The organism is Pseudomonas nitroreducens, from assembly GCF_014204515.1.
Taxonomy (GTDB): Bacteria; Pseudomonadota; Gammaproteobacteria; order Pseudomonadales; family Pseudomonadaceae; genus Pseudomonas; species Pseudomonas nitritireducens_A.
The window spans coordinates 193,219-210,601 of record NZ_JACHLI010000001.1 but is presented as its reverse complement, the minus strand read 5'-3'; the positions used below and the strand labels follow the sequence as shown (position 1 = coordinate 210,601).

Sequence of the window (17,383 nt, the reverse complement as noted above, 5' to 3'; positions counted from 1 at the left end):
CTGGAGATTCACTGGTGAATACCAAATCCTTCGCGAGATTCTGTGCCTACGACTATGAATCTGGCGACCTGTCCGTCGAGTTCAACCAGCCTGTTCAGTTTGCTGGCCTCGCCTTCGACCAGAACCTTGAGCCGATCCCAGGCGACGAACTGGTCATGGACATCAAGCTCCGTGCCGACGTAGTGCCCTCCCCCTTCGCCTTCAGCATCACGGGGATTGGCCTGGATCGCTTGAGCCGCTCGCAGAACACCGAATGGGATGCAGCCGGCCACATCCAGAAATGGTTTATGGCCAAGCGTGACACCTGCATCGCAGGCTTCAACACCCAGTCCTTCGACGACGAGATGTCCAGGTACAGTTTCTACCGGAATCACCTCGATCCCTACGAGCACGAGTGGAAGAACGGCAACTTCAAGACCGACATCTATCGGCTGGCCATGATGGTCAACGCTTTGCGTCCAGAAGCTCTCAATTTCCTCGATAAAGACGGTGTTCGCTCGCTAAAGCTGGGTGATCTCTGCGAGGCCAACGGCATCAGCCTCACCAACGCCCACGACGCCCTGGCTGATGTCACGGCTACGGTCGAGCTTGCCCGTCTGATCAAGCGTAACAACGAGCGCCTCTGGAACTACTTCCTTGGGCTCAGCGACAAGAAGTCCGTTGCGGCAATGGTGACGAAGTACGAGCCCATCGCCCTGGTGGACAGGTTCATTTCCCGTGAACGCCAGCGCCTGGCGGTGGTTATCCCCATTGGCATGGAGTCCAAGGGGATCAAAATGGTGAGCTATGACCTCAGTGTCGATCCGCGCCCCCTGGTTGACCTGGATCTCGAGGAGCTGCGCCGCCGCATGTTTACCTCTTCCTCCGCGCTGAACGAGGGTGAGAAGCTCAATGTCACCCGGATGATCGAGTACAACAAGGCTCCGATGATCTCCGCGTTGAATATCTTCACCGGCCGTGAAGACGTCACTACCCGCGCCGGCATCGACCTGGACATGTGCAAGGAGCACGCCCGCATTCTGTCCGAGAACCCTGAGCTTAAAGAGCGTCTCATTCAGGCCTACGACACTAACTACGGGCCTCCTGCCGATACGTATACCGGCCTGTATTCGATGGGCTTCATCAATGGTAAGGAGCCTTACATTAGGAGCGATATGCGTCGCCTGGAGGCCGCACCTGGTGGTGAAACTAGCCAGCCGGCGATCATCAAGGCCGATCCGCTCAGCCTGTCCCGCAGAGATGGCGTGAACGCGACACGTGTCTACGATCTGGCTTTGCGGGCAAAGTGGAGCAACTTCGAGGACATCGTTCGTAGCACCGGTTGCTTCACGGAAGAAGAAGAGCGCGCCTGGGCGGCGCACATGAAGAAAACCTGGATTGATGGTCATGAGCCTTCAGACCTCACCGTCCTTGAGCGATTCAAGGCCGATCTCGAAGTTGTTCGCGCGCGTGAACTGCCCGACCACATTCGTGCTGTCCTCGACGAACTCGAGGCCTACGTTGAGGCCAAGGTGGCCTCTACCATCGCGCTGGTTGCACGTTTCCCCGATTTGGATGCCCAGGTAGCCCCAGCTGAAGAAACAGCCGTAGTCGCGCCAGCGGCGCCGAAGAATCCTGCCTCCTCCGACCTCTCGATGTAAGGATCACCAATGAAGCAGTTCCAAGCTCTCCTCCGCCAGGTTCTTGAGCAAGGCACTTTTGTGCCGAACCGCACCGACCAGTCCGCAATTTTCTACCCCGGTGCCCGGATGGTGTTCAACCTTGAGGAGGAATTCCCGGCAGTAACCACGAAGTACCTGTTCGCGAACCCCGGTCTTGGGGAACTCTGCGGTTTCCTGCGAGGGTACACCTCCGCAGCAGACTTCCGAGCTTTGGGCTGCAATTTCTGGAACCAGAACGCCAACGAGGAAGCTCCCTGGCTGGCCAACCCCTTCCGTGGAGGCGAAGACGACCTTGGCCCAATTTATGGTGCCCAGTGGCGCCGTTGGCCGGCTTACCTTGAGACCTTGGCGACTGCGAAGAAACAGATCCAGCGCCTACAGCAGCTCGGTTACGCTGAGCGCGCCCGCTATAAGGCTGAAGCCGGTGAGACGATCATCTTCTTCAAGGAGGTCGACCAGGTCAGAAACTGCCTCGATATCCTGCACAAAGACCCGACAAGTCGCCGTGCCCTCTTCCACGGCTGGAACGTGGCAGCACTCGATGTCATCGCCATTCCGCCCTGCCACTTCTCCTACTACTGGATACCAAATCCGGTTACGCGCCAGCTCTCGCTGAAGCTCTTTATACGGAGTAATGATCTGTTCCTTGGGGCGCCCATGAACGTCCTCTCTGGCGCAGTCCTGCTCTCGCTGTTCGCCAGGCTTACTGGCTACACCCCGCATCTGCTGGACTACAGCATCGGCAACGCGCACATCTACGAAAACCACGTCGAGCAGGTAAAGATCATGCTCGAACGCGAGCCGCTGCCGGCACCGCGCCTGGTCATCTCGGATCGAATTCCGGAGTTCGCCAAGACCGGCGTGTACGAACCTGAGTGGCTCGACAAGGTGCTGCCTTCTGACTTCGTCCTGGAGGGTTACCAGCACCACGGCATTCTCAAGGGCGCGATGGCTGTCTGATCGCTAAATAGGCGCCAAAAAGAAGCCCCGCTGTGCGGGGCTCTTTCGTTTCATCGCCTTATGGCGAGATCTCGTACTCGACTACCTTCGCGCGCTTCGGTTCCTCGACCGTGAGCGCTACCTGGCGGCTGGCTTCCAGTACTGCGTCGATCTCCTTGAAGCAGTGCTTGGTGGCGTTGAATACCTCGAGCAGCCCTGCTTTCAGCTCTTCTGCGGCTCCAGCCACGTCCATCCTGCCTTCGGCAAAGATGTTGTTGATGCGGCCAACCAGAGCCCCTCGCTGTTCTGCTGCACCCTTTGCAAGATGCATGTAGGTCACCAGGCTCTGATCTTCGGTAACAGCCAGGTAGCCGACGTGTAGCTTGCCTTCGCAGTAGACGGGCTCATTCAGTCGCTGACCCACGCTGTTCTGCCCGGCGCCTTTGGCTACTTGCACGCCAAGGTACGTTTTCAGGTGCTTATCCGGCTGACCTTGCAACATCACTGCTGCCGGCGTCATCTCCAAGCGGGCACTGAAGTCAGCCTTCTGCACATCGAGGCCTGGCTTGGTGTAGCGCTTCGACGGCGTACCTTGAATCACGGGGCGAGAACTATCGAGGCAGAGCAGTCCTACGTTGCCGTCTGGCGTCGTGACAACCTTCAGCACCTTGTCGGCCACAACCCCTTCGCGTTTGCCCAGGCTGTCCATGGTTCCTTTGTAGATGGCCAGGCGATCTGTGGCGGTAGCGAGGGTGCCCGGCGCTGCAGTGAGCAGATACCCATGCTGCACCTTGTTGCCATCCCGAACCAGGATGTCGGTTCGAACCATACCCTGGTGGGTGGAGCTGCCGGTGACATGCAGTGCATCAACATCGATGCTCGCCGCGCTAGCGGCATCTACGAGCTTGTCCATCTCGAGGTGTTTGACACCAACACCAAGCCCTGGCACATCAGCAGCGAAGGTGCCCGTTTGCCCCGGAACGCCTTTAAGCGCCAGCTGGAGTACTTCAGAGCCAGTGAGCGGGCGCCCCTGGTCGCTGGAGTTGAGCAGTAGGCGAATAGCCGGGTCGTCGGCGTGCAAGCCGAAGGCTTTGGCTACGAGCGTCTGGGGGTCGTAGTTGTAGTTGAGCTTGAAGCGCCCTCCACTCTTCTTGATGCCAAGCATCTCAAAGTGCGACTCGCGCTCAGGCGACGGCTCGATGTAGACAAAGCCGTCTCCATCCACCGTGTACTTGGCCAGCGTCTTGTGCGCGCCAAGGCGCTCAGACCAGGCGGTGAGCTTGAACTTCTCTACGAATCCATCGAAGTCGGTCATGGTGTCTCTCCTCATGACCTAGTATTGCTATACGCGCGATGGTGGGGGCAAGGGGTTTCTTCGGCCCGAAGGGCGGCTAAGAGATTCCTTTTGTTGGATATTGACATCATGTCAAAGAGACATATAGAATTCATGTCAACAAGCCATGAAGGCAGAGAGAAGGAGATCCACATGTCTGTGAAATACAAACCGAGCGTGATGGTTGCCTGGTTGCTGTTCATGCTGGTGTGTGTGATCCCGGCCTTCCTGCTCAGCATGGGTTTCAACGGCTTGTCCTTCACTGAAGACGGCTTCTGGCATACCCAGATGTTCTACTACAATTTCGTCCCCGACTGGCTGATCTTCCAGGACGTAAGCTGGATCATCAACGTCGTGGCCGCCCCGACCTTCCTGATCGCCAGCATACTGCCGGAAGGGAGCATGTACCCGAGCATGGTCTTCGGCCTCCTTGGAGGCGACTTCTACCTCTGGTTCATGGCGCTGTTCTTCCTGACCATCCTCCCGCCGTCCTTCCTGGGGAAGAAAAATACGGTGTCAGCCCTGTAAAGGTCGACAGACAAGAAAAAGCCCCGCGTTGCGGGGCTTTTCTTTTGGGCCCGTTATCCGATCTCCGGGACGTCGCGTGGTTTCTTGGGTTCGGAGGTTCGGACAGCGCGATCCTTCGCTGCTTGGCCAAGGGACATGCCTGCTGCCCCGAGTGCCAAACCGCCTGCTGCTGCGTTCCTGCTGAGAGCTTCGGACATACCCTGTGCCGACTCTTTCTCGCCGAACGACCTGCCCCTGCCGCCACCCATCCACTCGAGAATGTGGTTCGGGATGTCGTGAATGATCTGCACCATATAGGTGCACATCTTGTAGGCAGTTGTTGCGTAGATGAAGATCAGCGCCATGATCTCGAAGATGCTCATCGCGGTGGTCATCGAGGCTACAGACCAGAACAAACTGTTCATCACCATGAAGCCGATGTAAGAAAGGGTCATGGCAGCGAAAAGCCCAATGATTGACAGCGAGGGCTTCAGGACAATTGCGTTGATCATCTGTAGCGCCACGTTGAAATTGCGCCCCGTCATGCCGTCCCCTTCCGGGGTCGCCAGCATGACTACAGCCAAGGGCGCCGAAGCTACAGCCTCAATCACTGTCACGAAGTAGCCGCAGACCTGCATGATCCAGATAGTCACGGGCATGAACGGAATCGCGAAGGCGAGCATGAACGAAAGTCCGGACACGCCCATCAACACCGGGGACATAGTCGCCATGATGTACTTGATGACACCAGCAATGGGCCCTGCAGCTCCGGCAGAAACCACGCCGGCAACTGCGTTGGAGACGATGTTGTCATTCAGGCCAAGGATCGCTGCTGCAGCGAGGCCAATCGACCAGGTGGTCACCGAAATCTGTTGAAGGCCCCTTCCCAGAGACGAAACTGCCGTGAACGGAGAAATCATCCCAGACACGTCCATCGTCATCTTCTGGGTGTTTCCTGATTGGCCAGCAAGCCCTTTAGCATCGTCGGAGCCCCAGCTCATCAACGTGTTCAACACCATCTGAGCCACTGCAACCGAGAAATGCTCAGTGAACTTGGCGTCGATCTTTCCATCAGGGTCGAGACCATTGAGCTTGATCGCTTCAGAGCTGTTCGAGCCGCTGTTGCCTGCGTAGATCGAACTCTTCTCCTGGATCATCGTAAGCATGCCGAGCCAGGAGGCCAGGTCTTCGTTGATCTGCTTGCAGGAGGAGCCGAAGTACTGAAGGAAGCTGCATGACGAATCGACGCTTGTGGGTGCCTTATACGTCGCGACAGTGCTCAGGTTCGTCATCAGGTTTTGTGCGTAACCCTGAAGCCTCGACGCCTCGAAGAACCAGGCGCCAGCCCTCGCCCAACCACCAGTGGTCATGCTTGCCGCCCAATCGCTCTGGACATCGGCATTGATGGTGGCGCCTTGTACGTTAGCGATGTAGGTATCGTAGGCAGCTCCTACCGCCAGGTATGCGGCAGAGATCTGGATCAGTTTCGTTTCAATGCCGGTTGCTTCTGTCTTACCTTCAGCCATCAGCGCGCTGTACGACTTTAGGTTCAGCTTGGAATCTTTCACGACCTTTGCGAAGTTGATCGAGGCATCGATCACAGGCTTGAGGTTCGGGGCAACCGAGGTGTTGAAGTTCTTCTGGATTTTCTCTTCCCAGCTCTGCTTTTTGCCATAGAACGCATCCTGGCCCCATTGCACCAAGCCGCTGGCATTCTCATTGGCCTGGTTCTCGAGAGTGGTGTTGTCCAGCGCAGTTGTGGCTGTTGGGATCGAGATCGATCCACATTTCCCGAAGTCGATGCTGCTCACGTTGGTCAGGCTAAGGCCAGACAGAGCAGCGTAAGTCATGTGCTTGTCGTCTGTGCCGGGCCTGTACTTCACAGTGATCTCTTCCGGTTCCTCTTCGTCTTTCTCCGTTTTCAGCTTGTCGACGATGGAGGCGCAGTAGATCAAGTTGGCAAACTGCTGGTAGTCGGTTGACGAATAGACCGCAGAGGATGCCATTACGGGCGAACCTGTTTTGAGTGCATCAGCACCCTTCTGCCACAACCAGGTAGCAGAGTTGCTCCCGATGATGATTAGCGACATCACGAGATACTGGGCTACTGAGAAGAGCTTACCCTCCCCGCCGGCCGGCATGATCATCCCGAACGCAACTGTCACGCGTAGAGGGAGCCAGACGCTTGACCATTGCTTGCCGAGCACCTCGCCAGAGGCTGCTGTGTTGAGTGCCCCTGCGAACATCACGTAGGAAACAATCACCACGCCCAGGATCATCGCGAGGATGTTCGAGTAGCCAAGAACGATAGCAAGTGCTGTGGGAGGGTTCGATGGGCCCCCGCCGAATGGCTCGAAGACGAACCCGCCGAAGAGATTGGCAAGTGCCACGTCGGCCAGATCCGTCGAGTCGTACTTCATTGACGTGATGGTCGAGATGTACTCACTGGCCTCGGCCTCAGTCATAGCGCCATCAGCATTCGCGTTCTGGAGGAAAACCGCCAGAAGTACGAAGGCTGCAGACTTAAGCAGCGCCTTAATTTTCACTTGGAGGGCCCCCCATTGGCCGACAGCTTCAAGGGCAGGAGCTCACGAGGTTGCACCCCCGCCCTATTCAGGAAATCGCTGACGGTCGATTTGACTTCCGTGTTCATGGCCGCCTGGCTGTCCCAAGCTTCTCGACACAGCCACATCTGCATGGCGTAGCGGAAGTAGATCAGCCCGAAGTACACACAAGAGATCAGCTTGAACACCAGTTCGAGCACACTCGTGCAGAACATCAGCATTACCAGGATGCTCACAAACGCCACGAGTGCAGCAATCGAAACCGCGCGCATACGGTTGTATCGGCGAAGAAACTCATCACGAGCCAAGGGTTCATTGCTGACCCTGGCCTTGGTCTCCTTCGATTCCTTCAGTCCACGAACCGTCTCGAACATCCCACGCCAGTTGAGGCGCGCTCTGAACACATCAGAAAAGCCATCGCTCAGGATTTTGATAAAGCCCATTTTCTTTACTCTATGCAGAGCATGGAGACGCCGATAAGCGACGAAACAATGCAGCCAAACCAGGTGATGTTCATGCAGATGACTCCGCCAGTGATCTTCACAATCGGGCTCAACAGCGGATGCTGAGATCGGTTGTGGGCATTCCCCATTTCCTTTAATCCGAAAATGCCGCTAATCAGCGCTACGAAGCCGAAGAAGAAGACGAAAGCCAGAATTGTTTTGAAGGTGCTTGCCGGCATGAATCTCCCGAAGCCGGTGCCGCTGATCTGACTTGCGGCGTTGATTGCCGCCTGATCGAGGGCCAGGTTGTACTGGCCACCCTCGATGGTGACGCCATTGTTGTTGTCACCAATGAAGCTGCCTTTGAGCAAGCCATAGGCCCAGCCGATGCTGATCAGAAGCGTCCCGGAAATGAGCTGGAAGATCAGTTGCCCTATGCTTTTGTCTCGTCCGTCACCCTTGGCCCAGGTGTAGAACCCGTAGATCCCGCTCCCAATCAGGAAGACGCCAATCACCGCAGCGACCAAGGCCGAAAAGTCGAATAGGGTCGAGAAGTTCGCAGCGACGTCCACCCCGCTACCATCAGCAGCGAGGGCTGTGCCGGCAAAGCCGGACAGCGAGAGGGCGACAGTTACCAACCAATTGCGATTGATCACTTCGTGCGGCCCTCGGCATTGTCGAGCTCAAGACCAGTCAGATCGGTCATCAGGCGTTCGATACGAAGAGAGGACTTGTACTGCTCCATCGCGATGTGCAGCTGCACGGCTTGCATCTGGATCTTCCGTTTCTCCAGTTCGGCCGGGGGTACGTACTTAGCGCCGTTGGTGCAGCTATTGGTAACCTCGCATAGCCAGTTTTCCGACCCCATTCGCTCCGCCATGTATTGGTCGAGCTGGTTTACCTGGCCGGGCATGCGCTTCCCGGACTCGTCGAGAGTTCCTTGCTGCAGAACCAGCAGGTTGTCGCGTGAAACACGGAGTGCCTCGCGCAGGTTGGTGTACCTCATGTCATCCAGGCGCGCCTTTTTGAAGGCGGCCGAGGTGCGCGAGGTTTCAGGGGGAAGGCTGCTGTTCTTGGCGAACACACCGCCAGCGATCTCGTTCTGAATCACTGCGGCCTTGTACTGCTTGTCATCAAGCGGGCCTGGAGGTGCTACGAGTAGCGAGGGATTCTCGCAATCTCCTCCCAGGTCTTCGCATGAAGATAGCGTTGTCGAGGCCTGCGACTTGTTGTATTCGATAATTTCGGTGGTGGTTGCAGTCCTGCTCGGATCGAGCGTGTAACCACCCTTTCCATCTGGTACGGGAGCGCCAGCACCACTGCTGATGCCATTGGCCACCGCACGTGCATTCGAGCTGCTGAAGATCGAGTCGATGGCTTCGCAGATGCTGTTGTTCATGCCCTGGGCCAACATGACGGTGTCGCAGGCGTCCTGGGCTGGCTGCGAGCGCTCCATCTGCTCGATGTTCTGCACTTCCTGGTCGCCACGACTCATCCTCGCGATCATATTCGCGAAGCCGTTGTTGATCGTGTCGACGTTCATTTGCGCGTAGAGACCTTCCAGGTCGATGCCGGTCTGCATCAACACCTCTTGCTGGGCCCACTCCATGCCGCGCTTGATATCCGCGACAATGGCTTGATAGAGGTTGCTGGGGTCGGTGGTCGGCAAGCCGGCCTGGACGCTCGTCGTCATCGGCATCGTGATGGCGTACAGACAGCCCGTCAGGCCGACGCCTGAGATGAATTTGCTGATGCGGGTTCTTGTTGTTGTTTTCATATCCCGTCTCTTAGCCGTTGAGCTCGCGGATGAGCGCCTGGCGCGACATCGAGTTTTCCCTGGTTTGGCCACGGCAGTGCGTTGTGAAGTACGCATTTAGGCCGTTAATGCAGCGCCAGAGCTCCTTTTTCTTTGCAGAAGCAGACTTGTAACTGGCATCTTTGTTGGCAACTTTGATTGCCATAAAGATATCGATTGGCTTGGCAGGATTGGCAAACATCGGTATAGAACTCATATATCACCAACCTATAATGTTTATTCTGATAATACGTTGTGGTAATTTCTCAGTCAATTAACTGAAAACCAAGTTCAAGGGGCTCTAGTTGAGTACTTCTAACGATGAGATGATCTTCTCACCGGAGGCGCAGGACGCCTTCTGGGGCGCTATGTCGCCGGATACCAGGAGAGTCTTCGAGCAACTTCAGGCCCGTGAGCGCTGGACGCACCACTACGAGGAGAACCCTGCTCTCTTCACCCGTCTAGCCCGCGCTCTACCTGAGGTTGTGAGCATACCGCTCACGCAGAACATCCAGGAGGTGCTGGTTAGCTTGATACCACTTCTGACCAGCATGCCCTTGATGCAAGGTGTATTTGCCATATATTGGCTTAATCATCTAACAGAGAATCAAAGTATTGGCTGGGGAACTCTTTGCTATCTTGAGGCGCTGGACATTGCAAATAACCAGCCTGAACATGAACACTATGAGATGTCAGTAGCCATGGTTCGGCGAATTTCTGCTGCTATGCAGGTTCGCTCAGCGATGGGCCTTGCTTCGAATTGGCCGCTGAAAACACGTTAAGAGGAAATGCCATGAAATTTGCTAAAAGCTCGTTCCTTGTTATGGCGGCCATGTCAGCAGCTCTATTCATTGCTACGCCCGCCAGCGCCGGTAGCTGTCAGAGCCTCAAAGACAGGTTCGCTAAGGTGTTCGGCACGCTTCCGGGCATCAACGGTTGCGTGAACATCTCCAAGACCGCGAACCTGGACGACAACCCCTACGTCTACACCAGCAAGGACGGAGGAGATTGCGGCCTGGGTCTACAAATGCCGGGGCTACCTGACTTTGGCGGTGGCGCCGACGGCTTCAACCTCTGCGGCATGGCCAAGATGGTCACTGGCGATACGGTCAACAAGATCAACAGCGCTATGCAGGAGAAAGCCAACGCAGCTACCGGTGCGATCAGTGAGAAGTACGATGCGGTCTCTCAGAACACTGGCATGACTCCGGAAGAAATCGGCGCCATCAGCAAGTCGGTTATGGGCGCATCCGGTGGCGGCGTGATCGTGAACTGATCGGATGGTGTAATGGAACAGTCGCGGACACGAGCTTGGGTCATCGAGGCGCCTGGCAAGAAAGACGCCTTTCGTAAGGCCCTCGATGAAGCTGGTTTCTACCGCGACAAGATCGTGGCCACCTACGGCCGCCTGTTCGACCTCCCCTCCGACAAGCTCGGTTTCGACCTCAGGGTCATCTCAGACCCAGGTGACCATGGCGAGATCACCTGGGAACCCAAGCGCAAACAGCAAATCGCCAAACTGGCCACCCTGCTCCGCCCGGTGGACGAACTGGTAATCGCCACGGACTCCGACCTCGAGGGCGAACTCATCGCCTCTCAAGTGCATGCAATCTACTCGGCGGTCAGAGGTGACAGCGCCAGCCAGCCTTCTGCTGCGCTACGTGTGCACGTAAGGGCATTCACTGGGGAAGACATCCGGCTGTCCTACGACAAGGCGTCGAATATCAATGAAAATGCGGTGAGGGCCGCCAAAGCGAAGCGGATTCTCGACCGCATTCTCGGTTATTGCCTTCACGACGACACTGACCCGTGGCGGATGAGTGTTGGTCGGGTGGTGTCTCCGCTGGTTGCGAGCCTCAAGCATCAGCCGGCTGAAGTCGCTGTGGTGCGCAAGCGGCTTCCTGGAGGCTGGAACGCTGTTGTCCGGCTTAACTCTACCCGGTCGAAGGACGTCAACCTCGTTACGACGGCTCTGCATGCTCTGCAGCCTCCTACGCTCCAGGTCGACTCCGTCGAAGAGGTCGAACATGTGCACAAGCCTCTCACCGGGCCAGAGGCGCTTCTGCTGTGCGTGCGCTCCCTTGATCGTGCGCCAGGCGAAGTTCAGGCCAGCATCCAGCGAAACTACGAGCGCGGGCGCCTGAGCTATCCCCGTACTGACAGTCGCACCATGGGTGTTGTTGCCCGCAAATGGATCGAGAGGGCCTCTGGAAGCGCCGGCACGGCCTTTGACCCTGTTTTGCTAGAGCAACGCCAGGCAGAGCGCCTGGAGCGCTCCTACGACGCACACGAGGCCTTGCTGCCCGTTGGGCATGAATGGGCTGCCGACTCCATACCCGACAGTCACCTCTCGGTTGATGAGGCAGTGCTGCGCACCATCGCACGCCATAGCCTGCAGATCGGCGCTCCGGCCGAGGTGTACACGCGTGAGTTCGGGAAGCTTGCTGCAGATCCAGTTAGCCAAAAATGGCGCACTACACTCGGCTCCTGGTACTCAGGTCTCACCTTCGTCCGCGACAAGGACGAGCACGGCTTTGTTCAAGACCCTCTTCGACACGAATTCACACGCACCCCGACCATCCAGGGGGATGTTTCCTCGTGGGTTAAGTCTCCGGAGCACGTCGTTATCGAGCGAATGGTCGCTATGGGACTTGGGCGACCTTCGACTCTGCTTTCGCTGTCTCAAAAAACCGTCGGCCACTACCTAAAAGCTGACGGCACAGTGAACGGCCGTGGCAGTTTGATGATGAAAAAGGTGGGCTCACTTCTCCCGCAGTTGCTCCAGACAGATATTGCCGCAGCCCTTGAAAAGACTGTGGTTGAGCTAGGCGACGACCTATCAATTGGTCAGCGCTTGGTACAAGCATGGGGCCTTCTTGGAAACAACGAAAGGCTTAACGGCGGAGCAGAAACTGCCGGCTCCAAAACGGTCGTTATCGGCGAAAATACACATGAGAAACGTCAGGACACTTTCGACTTCAGCTCGATCTGACGCGTGAAAATATTGGCAAATTGTCAAGCCGGTGTTGCTTACGGTAGAACCCTAGATATAATCCGCATCAATACAGCGTCTTAAATTGGCGCCTACAGTATTCATGTAGAACTGGCTTCAAGGATGTGTGTCCATACCATGCATCCAACAGATACCTCGGAGGGTAGCGAATGAAAGCCTCGGTGAAGGACAGTGAGATCCTCGATCTCTTCACTAAAAGTAAGACACGTCTATCTCTCGGTGACGTAGTCAGCAAGCTCAAGGTCGCACGACCAGCTGCGATTAAGTCCCTGAATTCTCTCGTTTCCTCTGGCAAACTGGCTGTAGACGAGTCCGTTGTACCTCCTGTCTTCACCTCCACCTCCGGCGCCTCTTCCGCTGCTGCTGATAAGCCTCAGAAGGCCTCCGGCAAGAACCAGCAAGACATGTTCACAGCGCCAGCTGCTGAAAAACCTGCCGCCAAGGCTAAGCCCGCTGCCAAGCCCAAACCTGCCGCTAAGCCAAAGGCTCAGCCTGCTCCCAAAGCCCGCGCTGGCAAGGCCGCTGCGGCCGGCGCGACAGTAGATCAGACCCCGGTTGTGCAGATACCGGATCAGATCGATGTGTTGAAGGCTCTGACGTCGAAGCCGCAGAAAGTGGCAGACCTGATCGCTGTGTTTGGCGACGCCGTCCAGGGAACTCTGGATGTTCTGACTGACGCTGGCCTGGTTGAGAGGGAAAAGATCTTCAAGGACACCATTTTCGTCCTCGCTGAAGACGCCTACACCCAGTTCCCGGAGCTTCGCGACTCGCTCGCCAAGCCAGCTCGCAAGCCCCGCGCGGCCAAGCCGGCGGCTACCAAGCCTGCTGCTACAGCTGCGGCTAAGCCGGAAACTCCGGCGCCAGCTACTCCGGCTGCACCGCAGGCACCTGCTGAGCCTGTTGTTGCCGCGCCTGTAGCCCCGCAACCGACAGCTGAGACCCCTGCCGCTCCGCAAGTCCAGGTTGCTGCCGTACAGGCCCCGGCAGTTGCACCAGAACCGGTTGCCCCGGCCGCGCCCGCCCAGTCCACCTCGGAACTGCCGAGCTACATCATTGACCTGCAGAAGCTGGTCGAGAAGGCCGTTACTGAGCGTGTTTCTGAGCTGGTCGCAGAGAACAAAGCCCAGGCCGCAGCCCTCCAGGACATCGTCAAATACACTACCGAAGCCCACGCGGGTCTGCAGGCTGCTCTCTTGGCGATGGGCAACCTTCTGAGCCTGCTGCAACCGCACCAGAAGTAAGCAGCCTTAATAAATATATTGTGAAAGCCCCGCAGTGCGGGGCTTTCTCGTTTCCGGGCGCCAGCAATCGGGCTAGAAGCCCTTGTCAGCGAACTCCCACTCGTACCGGGTCAGGTGCTTGATATCGAGAGGGAAGCCCTCCAGCATGTCCCTGGCGCGAGTGATTCCGCTCTCGTCCATCGGCACAGCCCTGATCTCGGTCACCTTCTCGTCGATGGCGTTGACGCGCTTGGAGCGGAAGAAGATGCGCAGGCCGGCGTCGTGGCCGCCGTTTTCGTGCACGAAGCGGATCACCAGGAACAGGCCGGGCTCATTTGCGACCCTGGCTGCATACCTCCACTTTGCCTTCTGGAACCGCTCGTAGAAGAGCTCCGGGATGCCCAGATACAGCTGGCCGTCCTTCGACATCAGGCCAAACATCCCGCTGCCGTACTGGCTCAGCACGAATGTGTGCTTGAGCGATTGCTTTGCGAAGCCTTCGCGGAAGTTGATGATTTCGTGCCCCAGACTTAGAAGAACAGACTCTTCGTTAGACTGAGTGTCCAGTGCGTCTTTTGGTGGTCTCATTTCGAGCTTATTGTCATGATTATGGTGCGATACTAGAATCATGAAAATAACAATACAAGACACAGTGAAATGTATAACGAAGATTCGTTTAAGCTGAAAGACGTTTATGACATCCAGAATTCTTTTGAAGAAACTCTAGGAAGTCTTGGACTTGGCGAGTTCGAGGTCTCCCTCAAGGGAGATACCTGGCCACTATCAGCTGCATTGCACCCTTACGTGTCCCTTCCGCGCCTGGCGCACCGCGCGGAGGAGCTGGCTCTCAGCCTATTCGGCTTCCGCCTGTTCTCTGACGTGGTTTACGTTGCGAATAACTCCAGGGTTTCAGGCATCGAGATCGTCCTTGCCCGCCACCTCTCCGATGAGCAGCGCCGAGATCCAGTAATTGCATCGATGCTGGAAGCTAAAGTGGGTGATCTTGAAGTTCTGACAAAAGGCCTCAGAGGCCTCGTTATGGAAGTTGCCGTTACTGATGTTTTCGAGATCGATCACGAAAACTCCCTGCTGAAAGAAAAAGCTCCAAATTGGAAAGTTCATACACTCTTCAAAACCACCCCAGAATGGGAAAACGAAAGTGGGTTCCCTTTGCTCACAGGAGGTCATCTGGGGCTGAGCGAGCTTCTTGGCTGGGCCACTGAAGAAGACATCATCAATGCGCTTAACAAAGCCCGCCGAGCTGCCGAGGAGCTGCTTCAGCAGCCTCGCACGGCGCGCGACGACGAATACTCTCAAGGCTTCTAACGGAGATCCCGATTCATGTCTGAAGTAAAAGGCCACGCCGGCACCGGCCGGTCGTTGAAGGATCTCCTGGAAGAGGACGATGAAGACTTCGAGCTTGGCAATGACATCCAGGAGATGTCCGCGCGCCATCGCGCCTGGCTTGATGACGCTACGCCGCCGGCCATGCGTAAGAACCCGAATCCACCGGGCACTCCGCCGAACCACTACGCACCTCGCTCCACCTCTGCGCCGCCCAAGGCCCCTTCTCCGCCTGTGGCGCCAGCAAAGAAACCACCGACAACGTCGAGCCAGCCAAAGTCCTTCGTCTTCTACAAGGCCCTGCAGGCCTATGTACAGGCCCTGCGCGAGGCCGTCGGTATCTACCTCAACGTCATTTCGAACAACCCTGGCCTGTCCAAGGAAGAGCTGAAGGCGAAAGTCTCGGTCATGTGCAAAGACCACCTTACGCTGATCGACCTCGTCCTGGACGTCAACGGCGCCCCGAATGCTGACGTTATGGCGCGCCTGTGGCGGCGTCTGGTGGGTGGCAACCTCTCCAAGATGTACGACCGCGCCAGCTTCGCTCAGCTCGAGGGTGTGGTCGAGGTTTCCAAGCAATGGTTGCTCGAGACCGAAGAGTTCAACGAGTACCGCCTGGAGGAAGCCACCAGCGACTCGATGCTCACGGTCAAACTGGAGCTCTACAACGGCGCCCTGACGGCCTTCCAGGATCTCGATGGCCTCTGGGGTGTGTGGATGCCTCATGAGGTCGTCCAGGCCCTTCAGAAGGCCGCCCTGGCCCTTTCCAAAGAGGTAGCGTTCACCTGGTCGCGCCAGGTCGACATCACTGACAAGGAACTGCTGTTCAAGAGCCTGCTCAATCCGACCCTACAGCTGGCCTCCAGGGCCTACGTTGAAGCCCTCTGTGAGCAGCTCCCAGAGCTGGATTACCTCGAGCATGATCCCCAGATGCCCCTCCCCCTGCTGGAGAGCGTCATTGCTGAGCTCGACATGGGGTACTCGGGGAAAGCCCTTGAAGACTTGCTGGTACGTATGCGCACCATGGCTAAGGCCTACGCCGATAACGCGAAGGTGCCCAAGTTGGGCCAGGTGGAGACACTTCGTTGGAGGTCGGCGTACCTCAAGGGCCTGGACAAGCTGATGGGAGAGAGTTGGTCTGAGGCCGGTGAGCGGTTGATCGACGATCTTTCGGCGATGAGCGTCGCACAGCGCGAGGAGTACACGATCAAGCACCCGACGATGGAGTTTTCGCTCTTCGAGCGCTCTTTCAAGGACAGGCTGGATACCCTCGAAGACCCGCTGATCGACATTGAGCCGGACTTGAAAGAGATCCTGCCGCGTGCACGCCGGCACATGTCATGGGTCTGGGGCATCTCTGACGCGATGATCGCGGCGAAGAATGATGGGAAACCGGAGGATTATCGATGAAAAGGAAGCATGCGCTATCTGCATTGGCCCTGGTGGTTGCGCTGGGTGCTGTGCCTATGGCCAACGCTTACATCCTCCTGGTCTCGGACTTCGAAAAGCTGAAGCAGGCAGTCACAAGCGACATCAAGCGCAGCATGGAGTGGATGAAAGAGAACCTCTACATTCAGGAGATGTTGGACGCCAAGAAGCAATACTTCGACTCCAGCATCGACACCATCAATAACGGTGCCGCTAACACCGTCGCGCGACTGAACGGCGTTCTCCAGGAGGTTACAGGCCTGGAGCAGCAGAGCCGGCAGCGCCCGGTGCAGGATGCATGCGAGAAGGTGTACGTGCAGCAGGCGCTTTCAGATCAGCTCTGTAACGACGATGTTATCGGCACCGCAGTGAACGACGCTATCCAGGTCGCTCCTACGGGCATCTCCGACATGTACTTGAAGATCAAGAGCCGGCTCGACGGCCAGCTCTCGTCTGTAGGGCTGCAGGCAGCTGATGACGGTTCGTCTGCTCCTGCCGGCGGAAAAAGGGAGAAAACTGAGGCTGAGAAGCTGATCGACACATACAACGAAAGGATGTTGGCCGCATACGACCAGCACAAGGCCTGGGAAGATGCTGGAAAGCAACCTCTGGCCGATGATGCATCCTTGCTGTTCCTCTCGCAGAATGCCTCCCCCATCTACAGCACCGAAGAGTTGCAGATGGCGGTAAACCAGGCGCTGATAACCTATCGCCCGTACATCAACTTGAGCAAGAACGATCCCACGACGGAGGCTGAAATTGTCTCTGAGCTCAGGAAGAAGAATGCCAGGGGTTTGGTCACAGCGATGGTGGGGCGTCAGATTGCGCTAAGAACCGCCGTTGCGGATGGGCAACCCTCCAAACTGATGCTTCAGACCCTACCAGCGGAGATGTACTTGGATGAGGACGGCAGTCCTTCTACCGATGGTGAGTCGTTCATCCACAAAGTGGCTTTGAACTCTGCGACCTCCCCCGCTGAGAACGCCAGGGATGACCTGCTCATGGCCGGTGTGGACATGCAGCTTGCGATTGAGAGGCTTAAGTCGACCCTTCTCATTGAGCAAATGCTTGTTCAGAAGGCCACAGTCCGTCTCGACCAGCTGCAACATTGATTGCCCCGGCCGGCTCTCCGGCCG

At 56.9% G+C, this 17,383-nt stretch carries 17 protein-coding genes; 10 read left to right on the top strand and 7 right to left on the bottom strand.

Translation table 11 applies throughout. From position 1 onward, the window contains the following. The first annotated feature begins 14 nt into the window (after positions 1-14). Positions 15-1,640, top strand: coding sequence for an exodeoxyribonuclease I (gene sbcB, locus HNP46_RS01110; protein WP_184585663.1), 1,626 nt, complete (start codon positions 15-17; stop codon positions 1,638-1,640). Positions 1,641-1,649: 9 nt separating this feature from the next. Continuing rightward, the gene (gene thyA / locus HNP46_RS01105) at positions 1,650-2,621 is read left to right on the top strand and encodes a thymidylate synthase (protein WP_184585662.1); all 972 of its coding nucleotides are present in this window, start codon (positions 1,650-1,652) and stop codon (positions 2,619-2,621) included. Positions 2,622-2,679: 58 nt separating this feature from the next. On the opposite strand, the gene HNP46_RS01100 is transcribed toward thyA, so the two are convergent. Next, a complete protein-coding gene (locus HNP46_RS01100; RefSeq protein ID WP_184585661.1) occupies positions 2,680-3,915 on the bottom strand; it encodes a hypothetical protein in 1,236 nt (411 codons plus the stop codon). A gap of 171 nt (positions 3,916-4,086) precedes the next feature. Between HNP46_RS01100 and HNP46_RS01095 the strand changes: the two genes are divergently transcribed. Continuing rightward, positions 4,087-4,461 (top strand): hypothetical protein, encoded by a 375-nt coding sequence (locus HNP46_RS01095; protein ID WP_184585660.1) that lies wholly within the window; start codon positions 4,087-4,089, stop codon positions 4,459-4,461. A 53-nt stretch (positions 4,462-4,514) separates the two neighbouring features. Here HNP46_RS01095 and HNP46_RS01090 read toward each other — a convergent pair whose 3' ends face one another. Genes HNP46_RS01090 through HNP46_RS01070 form a run of 5 tightly spaced genes read right to left on the bottom strand, consistent with a single transcriptional unit; the run spans position 4,515 to position 9,444 of the window. Then, entirely contained in the window at positions 4,515-6,986 is a 2,472-nt protein-coding gene (locus HNP46_RS01090) for a DotA/TraY family protein (protein ID WP_184585659.1), read from the bottom strand. Further along, positions 6,983-7,447 carry a hypothetical protein gene (locus HNP46_RS01085; protein ID WP_184585658.1) on the bottom strand — a complete coding sequence of 155 codons (465 nt, stop codon included), beginning with the start codon at positions 7,445-7,447 and terminating at the stop codon, positions 6,983-6,985. Before HNP46_RS01085 ends, HNP46_RS01090 begins: the two co-directional genes overlap by 4 nt. A gap of 5 nt (positions 7,448-7,452) precedes the next feature. Then, a complete protein-coding gene (locus HNP46_RS36020; protein ID WP_184585657.1) occupies positions 7,453-8,103 on the bottom strand; it encodes a DUF308 domain-containing protein in 651 nt (216 codons plus the stop codon). Then, positions 8,100-9,224, bottom strand: coding sequence for a hypothetical protein (locus tag HNP46_RS01075; RefSeq protein WP_184585656.1), 1,125 nt, complete (start codon positions 9,222-9,224; stop codon positions 8,100-8,102). The genes HNP46_RS36020 and HNP46_RS01075 overlap by 4 nt, the downstream gene beginning before the upstream one ends. A gap of 10 nt (positions 9,225-9,234) precedes the next feature. Next, the gene (locus tag HNP46_RS01070) at positions 9,235-9,444 is read right to left on the bottom strand and encodes a hypothetical protein (RefSeq protein WP_184585655.1); all 210 of its coding nucleotides are present in this window, start codon (positions 9,442-9,444) and stop codon (positions 9,235-9,237) included. A 103-nt stretch (positions 9,445-9,547) separates the two neighbouring features. Between HNP46_RS01070 and HNP46_RS01065 the strand changes: the two genes are divergently transcribed. The 4 genes from HNP46_RS01065 to HNP46_RS01050 all read left to right on the top strand — a co-directional run bounded on the left by HNP46_RS01065 (position 9,548) and on the right by HNP46_RS01050 (position 13,496). Next, on the top strand, positions 9,548-10,024 hold the full coding sequence (locus HNP46_RS01065) for a hypothetical protein (protein ID WP_184585654.1): 477 nt from the start codon (positions 9,548-9,550) through the stop codon (positions 10,022-10,024). Positions 10,025-10,035: 11 nt separating this feature from the next. Beyond that, positions 10,036-10,518 (top strand): hypothetical protein, encoded by a 483-nt coding sequence (locus tag HNP46_RS01060; protein WP_184585653.1) that lies wholly within the window; start codon positions 10,036-10,038, stop codon positions 10,516-10,518. 12 nt (positions 10,519-10,530) lie between these two features. After that, positions 10,531-12,234: a DNA topoisomerase gene (locus HNP46_RS01055; RefSeq protein ID WP_184585652.1), complete on the top strand. Its 1,704-nt coding sequence runs from the start codon at positions 10,531-10,533 to the stop codon at positions 12,232-12,234. 170 nt (positions 12,235-12,404) lie between these two features. Further along, the gene (locus HNP46_RS01050) at positions 12,405-13,496 is read left to right on the top strand and encodes a hypothetical protein (protein WP_184585651.1); all 1,092 of its coding nucleotides are present in this window, start codon (positions 12,405-12,407) and stop codon (positions 13,494-13,496) included. 72 nt (positions 13,497-13,568) lie between these two features. Here the strand turns inward: HNP46_RS01050 and HNP46_RS01045 are convergent, their stop codons facing one another. Beyond that, a complete protein-coding gene (locus HNP46_RS01045) occupies positions 13,569-14,105 on the bottom strand; it encodes a hypothetical protein (RefSeq protein ID WP_260403055.1) in 537 nt (178 codons plus the stop codon). Positions 14,106-14,132: 27 nt separating this feature from the next. On the opposite strand from HNP46_RS01045, the gene HNP46_RS01040 reads away from it, so the two are divergent. Genes HNP46_RS01040 through HNP46_RS01030 form a run of 3 tightly spaced genes read left to right on the top strand, consistent with a single transcriptional unit; the run spans position 14,133 to position 17,359 of the window. Further along, a complete protein-coding gene (locus HNP46_RS01040; RefSeq protein WP_184585650.1) occupies positions 14,133-14,801 on the top strand; it encodes a hypothetical protein in 669 nt (222 codons plus the stop codon). Positions 14,802-14,816: 15 nt separating this feature from the next. Then, entirely contained in the window at positions 14,817-16,229 is a 1,413-nt protein-coding gene (locus HNP46_RS01035) for a hypothetical protein (protein ID WP_184585649.1), read from the top strand. After that, on the top strand, positions 16,226-17,359 hold the full coding sequence (locus tag HNP46_RS01030) for a hypothetical protein (protein WP_184585648.1): 1,134 nt from the start codon (positions 16,226-16,228) through the stop codon (positions 17,357-17,359). Before HNP46_RS01035 ends, HNP46_RS01030 begins: the two co-directional genes overlap by 4 nt. Positions 17,360-17,383 lie beyond the last annotated feature (24 nt).

Bases quoted from the DNA above. Each gene is read 5' to 3' on its own strand.
- HNP46_RS01040 (WP_184585650.1), top strand. From the start codon at position 14,133: ATGTATAACGAAGATTCGTTTAAGCTGAAAGACGTTTATGACATCCAG.
- HNP46_RS01050 (WP_184585651.1), top strand. From the start codon at position 12,405: ATGAAAGCCTCGGTGAAGGACAGTGAGATCCTCGATCTCTTCACTAAA.
- HNP46_RS01070 (WP_184585655.1), bottom strand. From the start codon at position 9,444: ATGTTTGCCAATCCTGCCAAGCCAATCGATATCTTTATGGCAATCAAA.
- HNP46_RS01095 (WP_184585660.1), top strand. From the start codon at position 4,087: ATGTCTGTGAAATACAAACCGAGCGTGATGGTTGCCTGGTTGCTGTTC.
- HNP46_RS01035 (WP_184585649.1), top strand. From the start codon at position 14,817: ATGTCTGAAGTAAAAGGCCACGCCGGCACCGGCCGGTCGTTGAAGGAT.
- HNP46_RS01060 (WP_184585653.1), top strand. From the start codon at position 10,036: ATGAAATTTGCTAAAAGCTCGTTCCTTGTTATGGCGGCCATGTCAGCA.
- HNP46_RS01085 (WP_184585658.1), bottom strand. From the start codon at position 7,447: ATGGGCTTTATCAAAATCCTGAGCGATGGCTTTTCTGATGTGTTCAGA.
- HNP46_RS01075 (WP_184585656.1), bottom strand. From the start codon at position 9,224: ATGAAAACAACAACAAGAACCCGCATCAGCAAATTCATCTCAGGCGTC.
- HNP46_RS01055 (WP_184585652.1), top strand. From the start codon at position 10,531: ATGGAACAGTCGCGGACACGAGCTTGGGTCATCGAGGCGCCTGGCAAG.
- thyA (WP_184585662.1), top strand. From the start codon at position 1,650: ATGAAGCAGTTCCAAGCTCTCCTCCGCCAGGTTCTTGAGCAAGGCACT.
- HNP46_RS01100 (WP_184585661.1), bottom strand. From the start codon at position 3,915: ATGACCGACTTCGATGGATTCGTAGAGAAGTTCAAGCTCACCGCCTGG.
- HNP46_RS01045 (WP_260403055.1), bottom strand. From the start codon at position 14,105: ATGATTCTAGTATCGCACCATAATCATGACAATAAGCTCGAAATGAGA.
- HNP46_RS01030 (WP_184585648.1), top strand. From the start codon at position 16,226: ATGAAAAGGAAGCATGCGCTATCTGCATTGGCCCTGGTGGTTGCGCTG.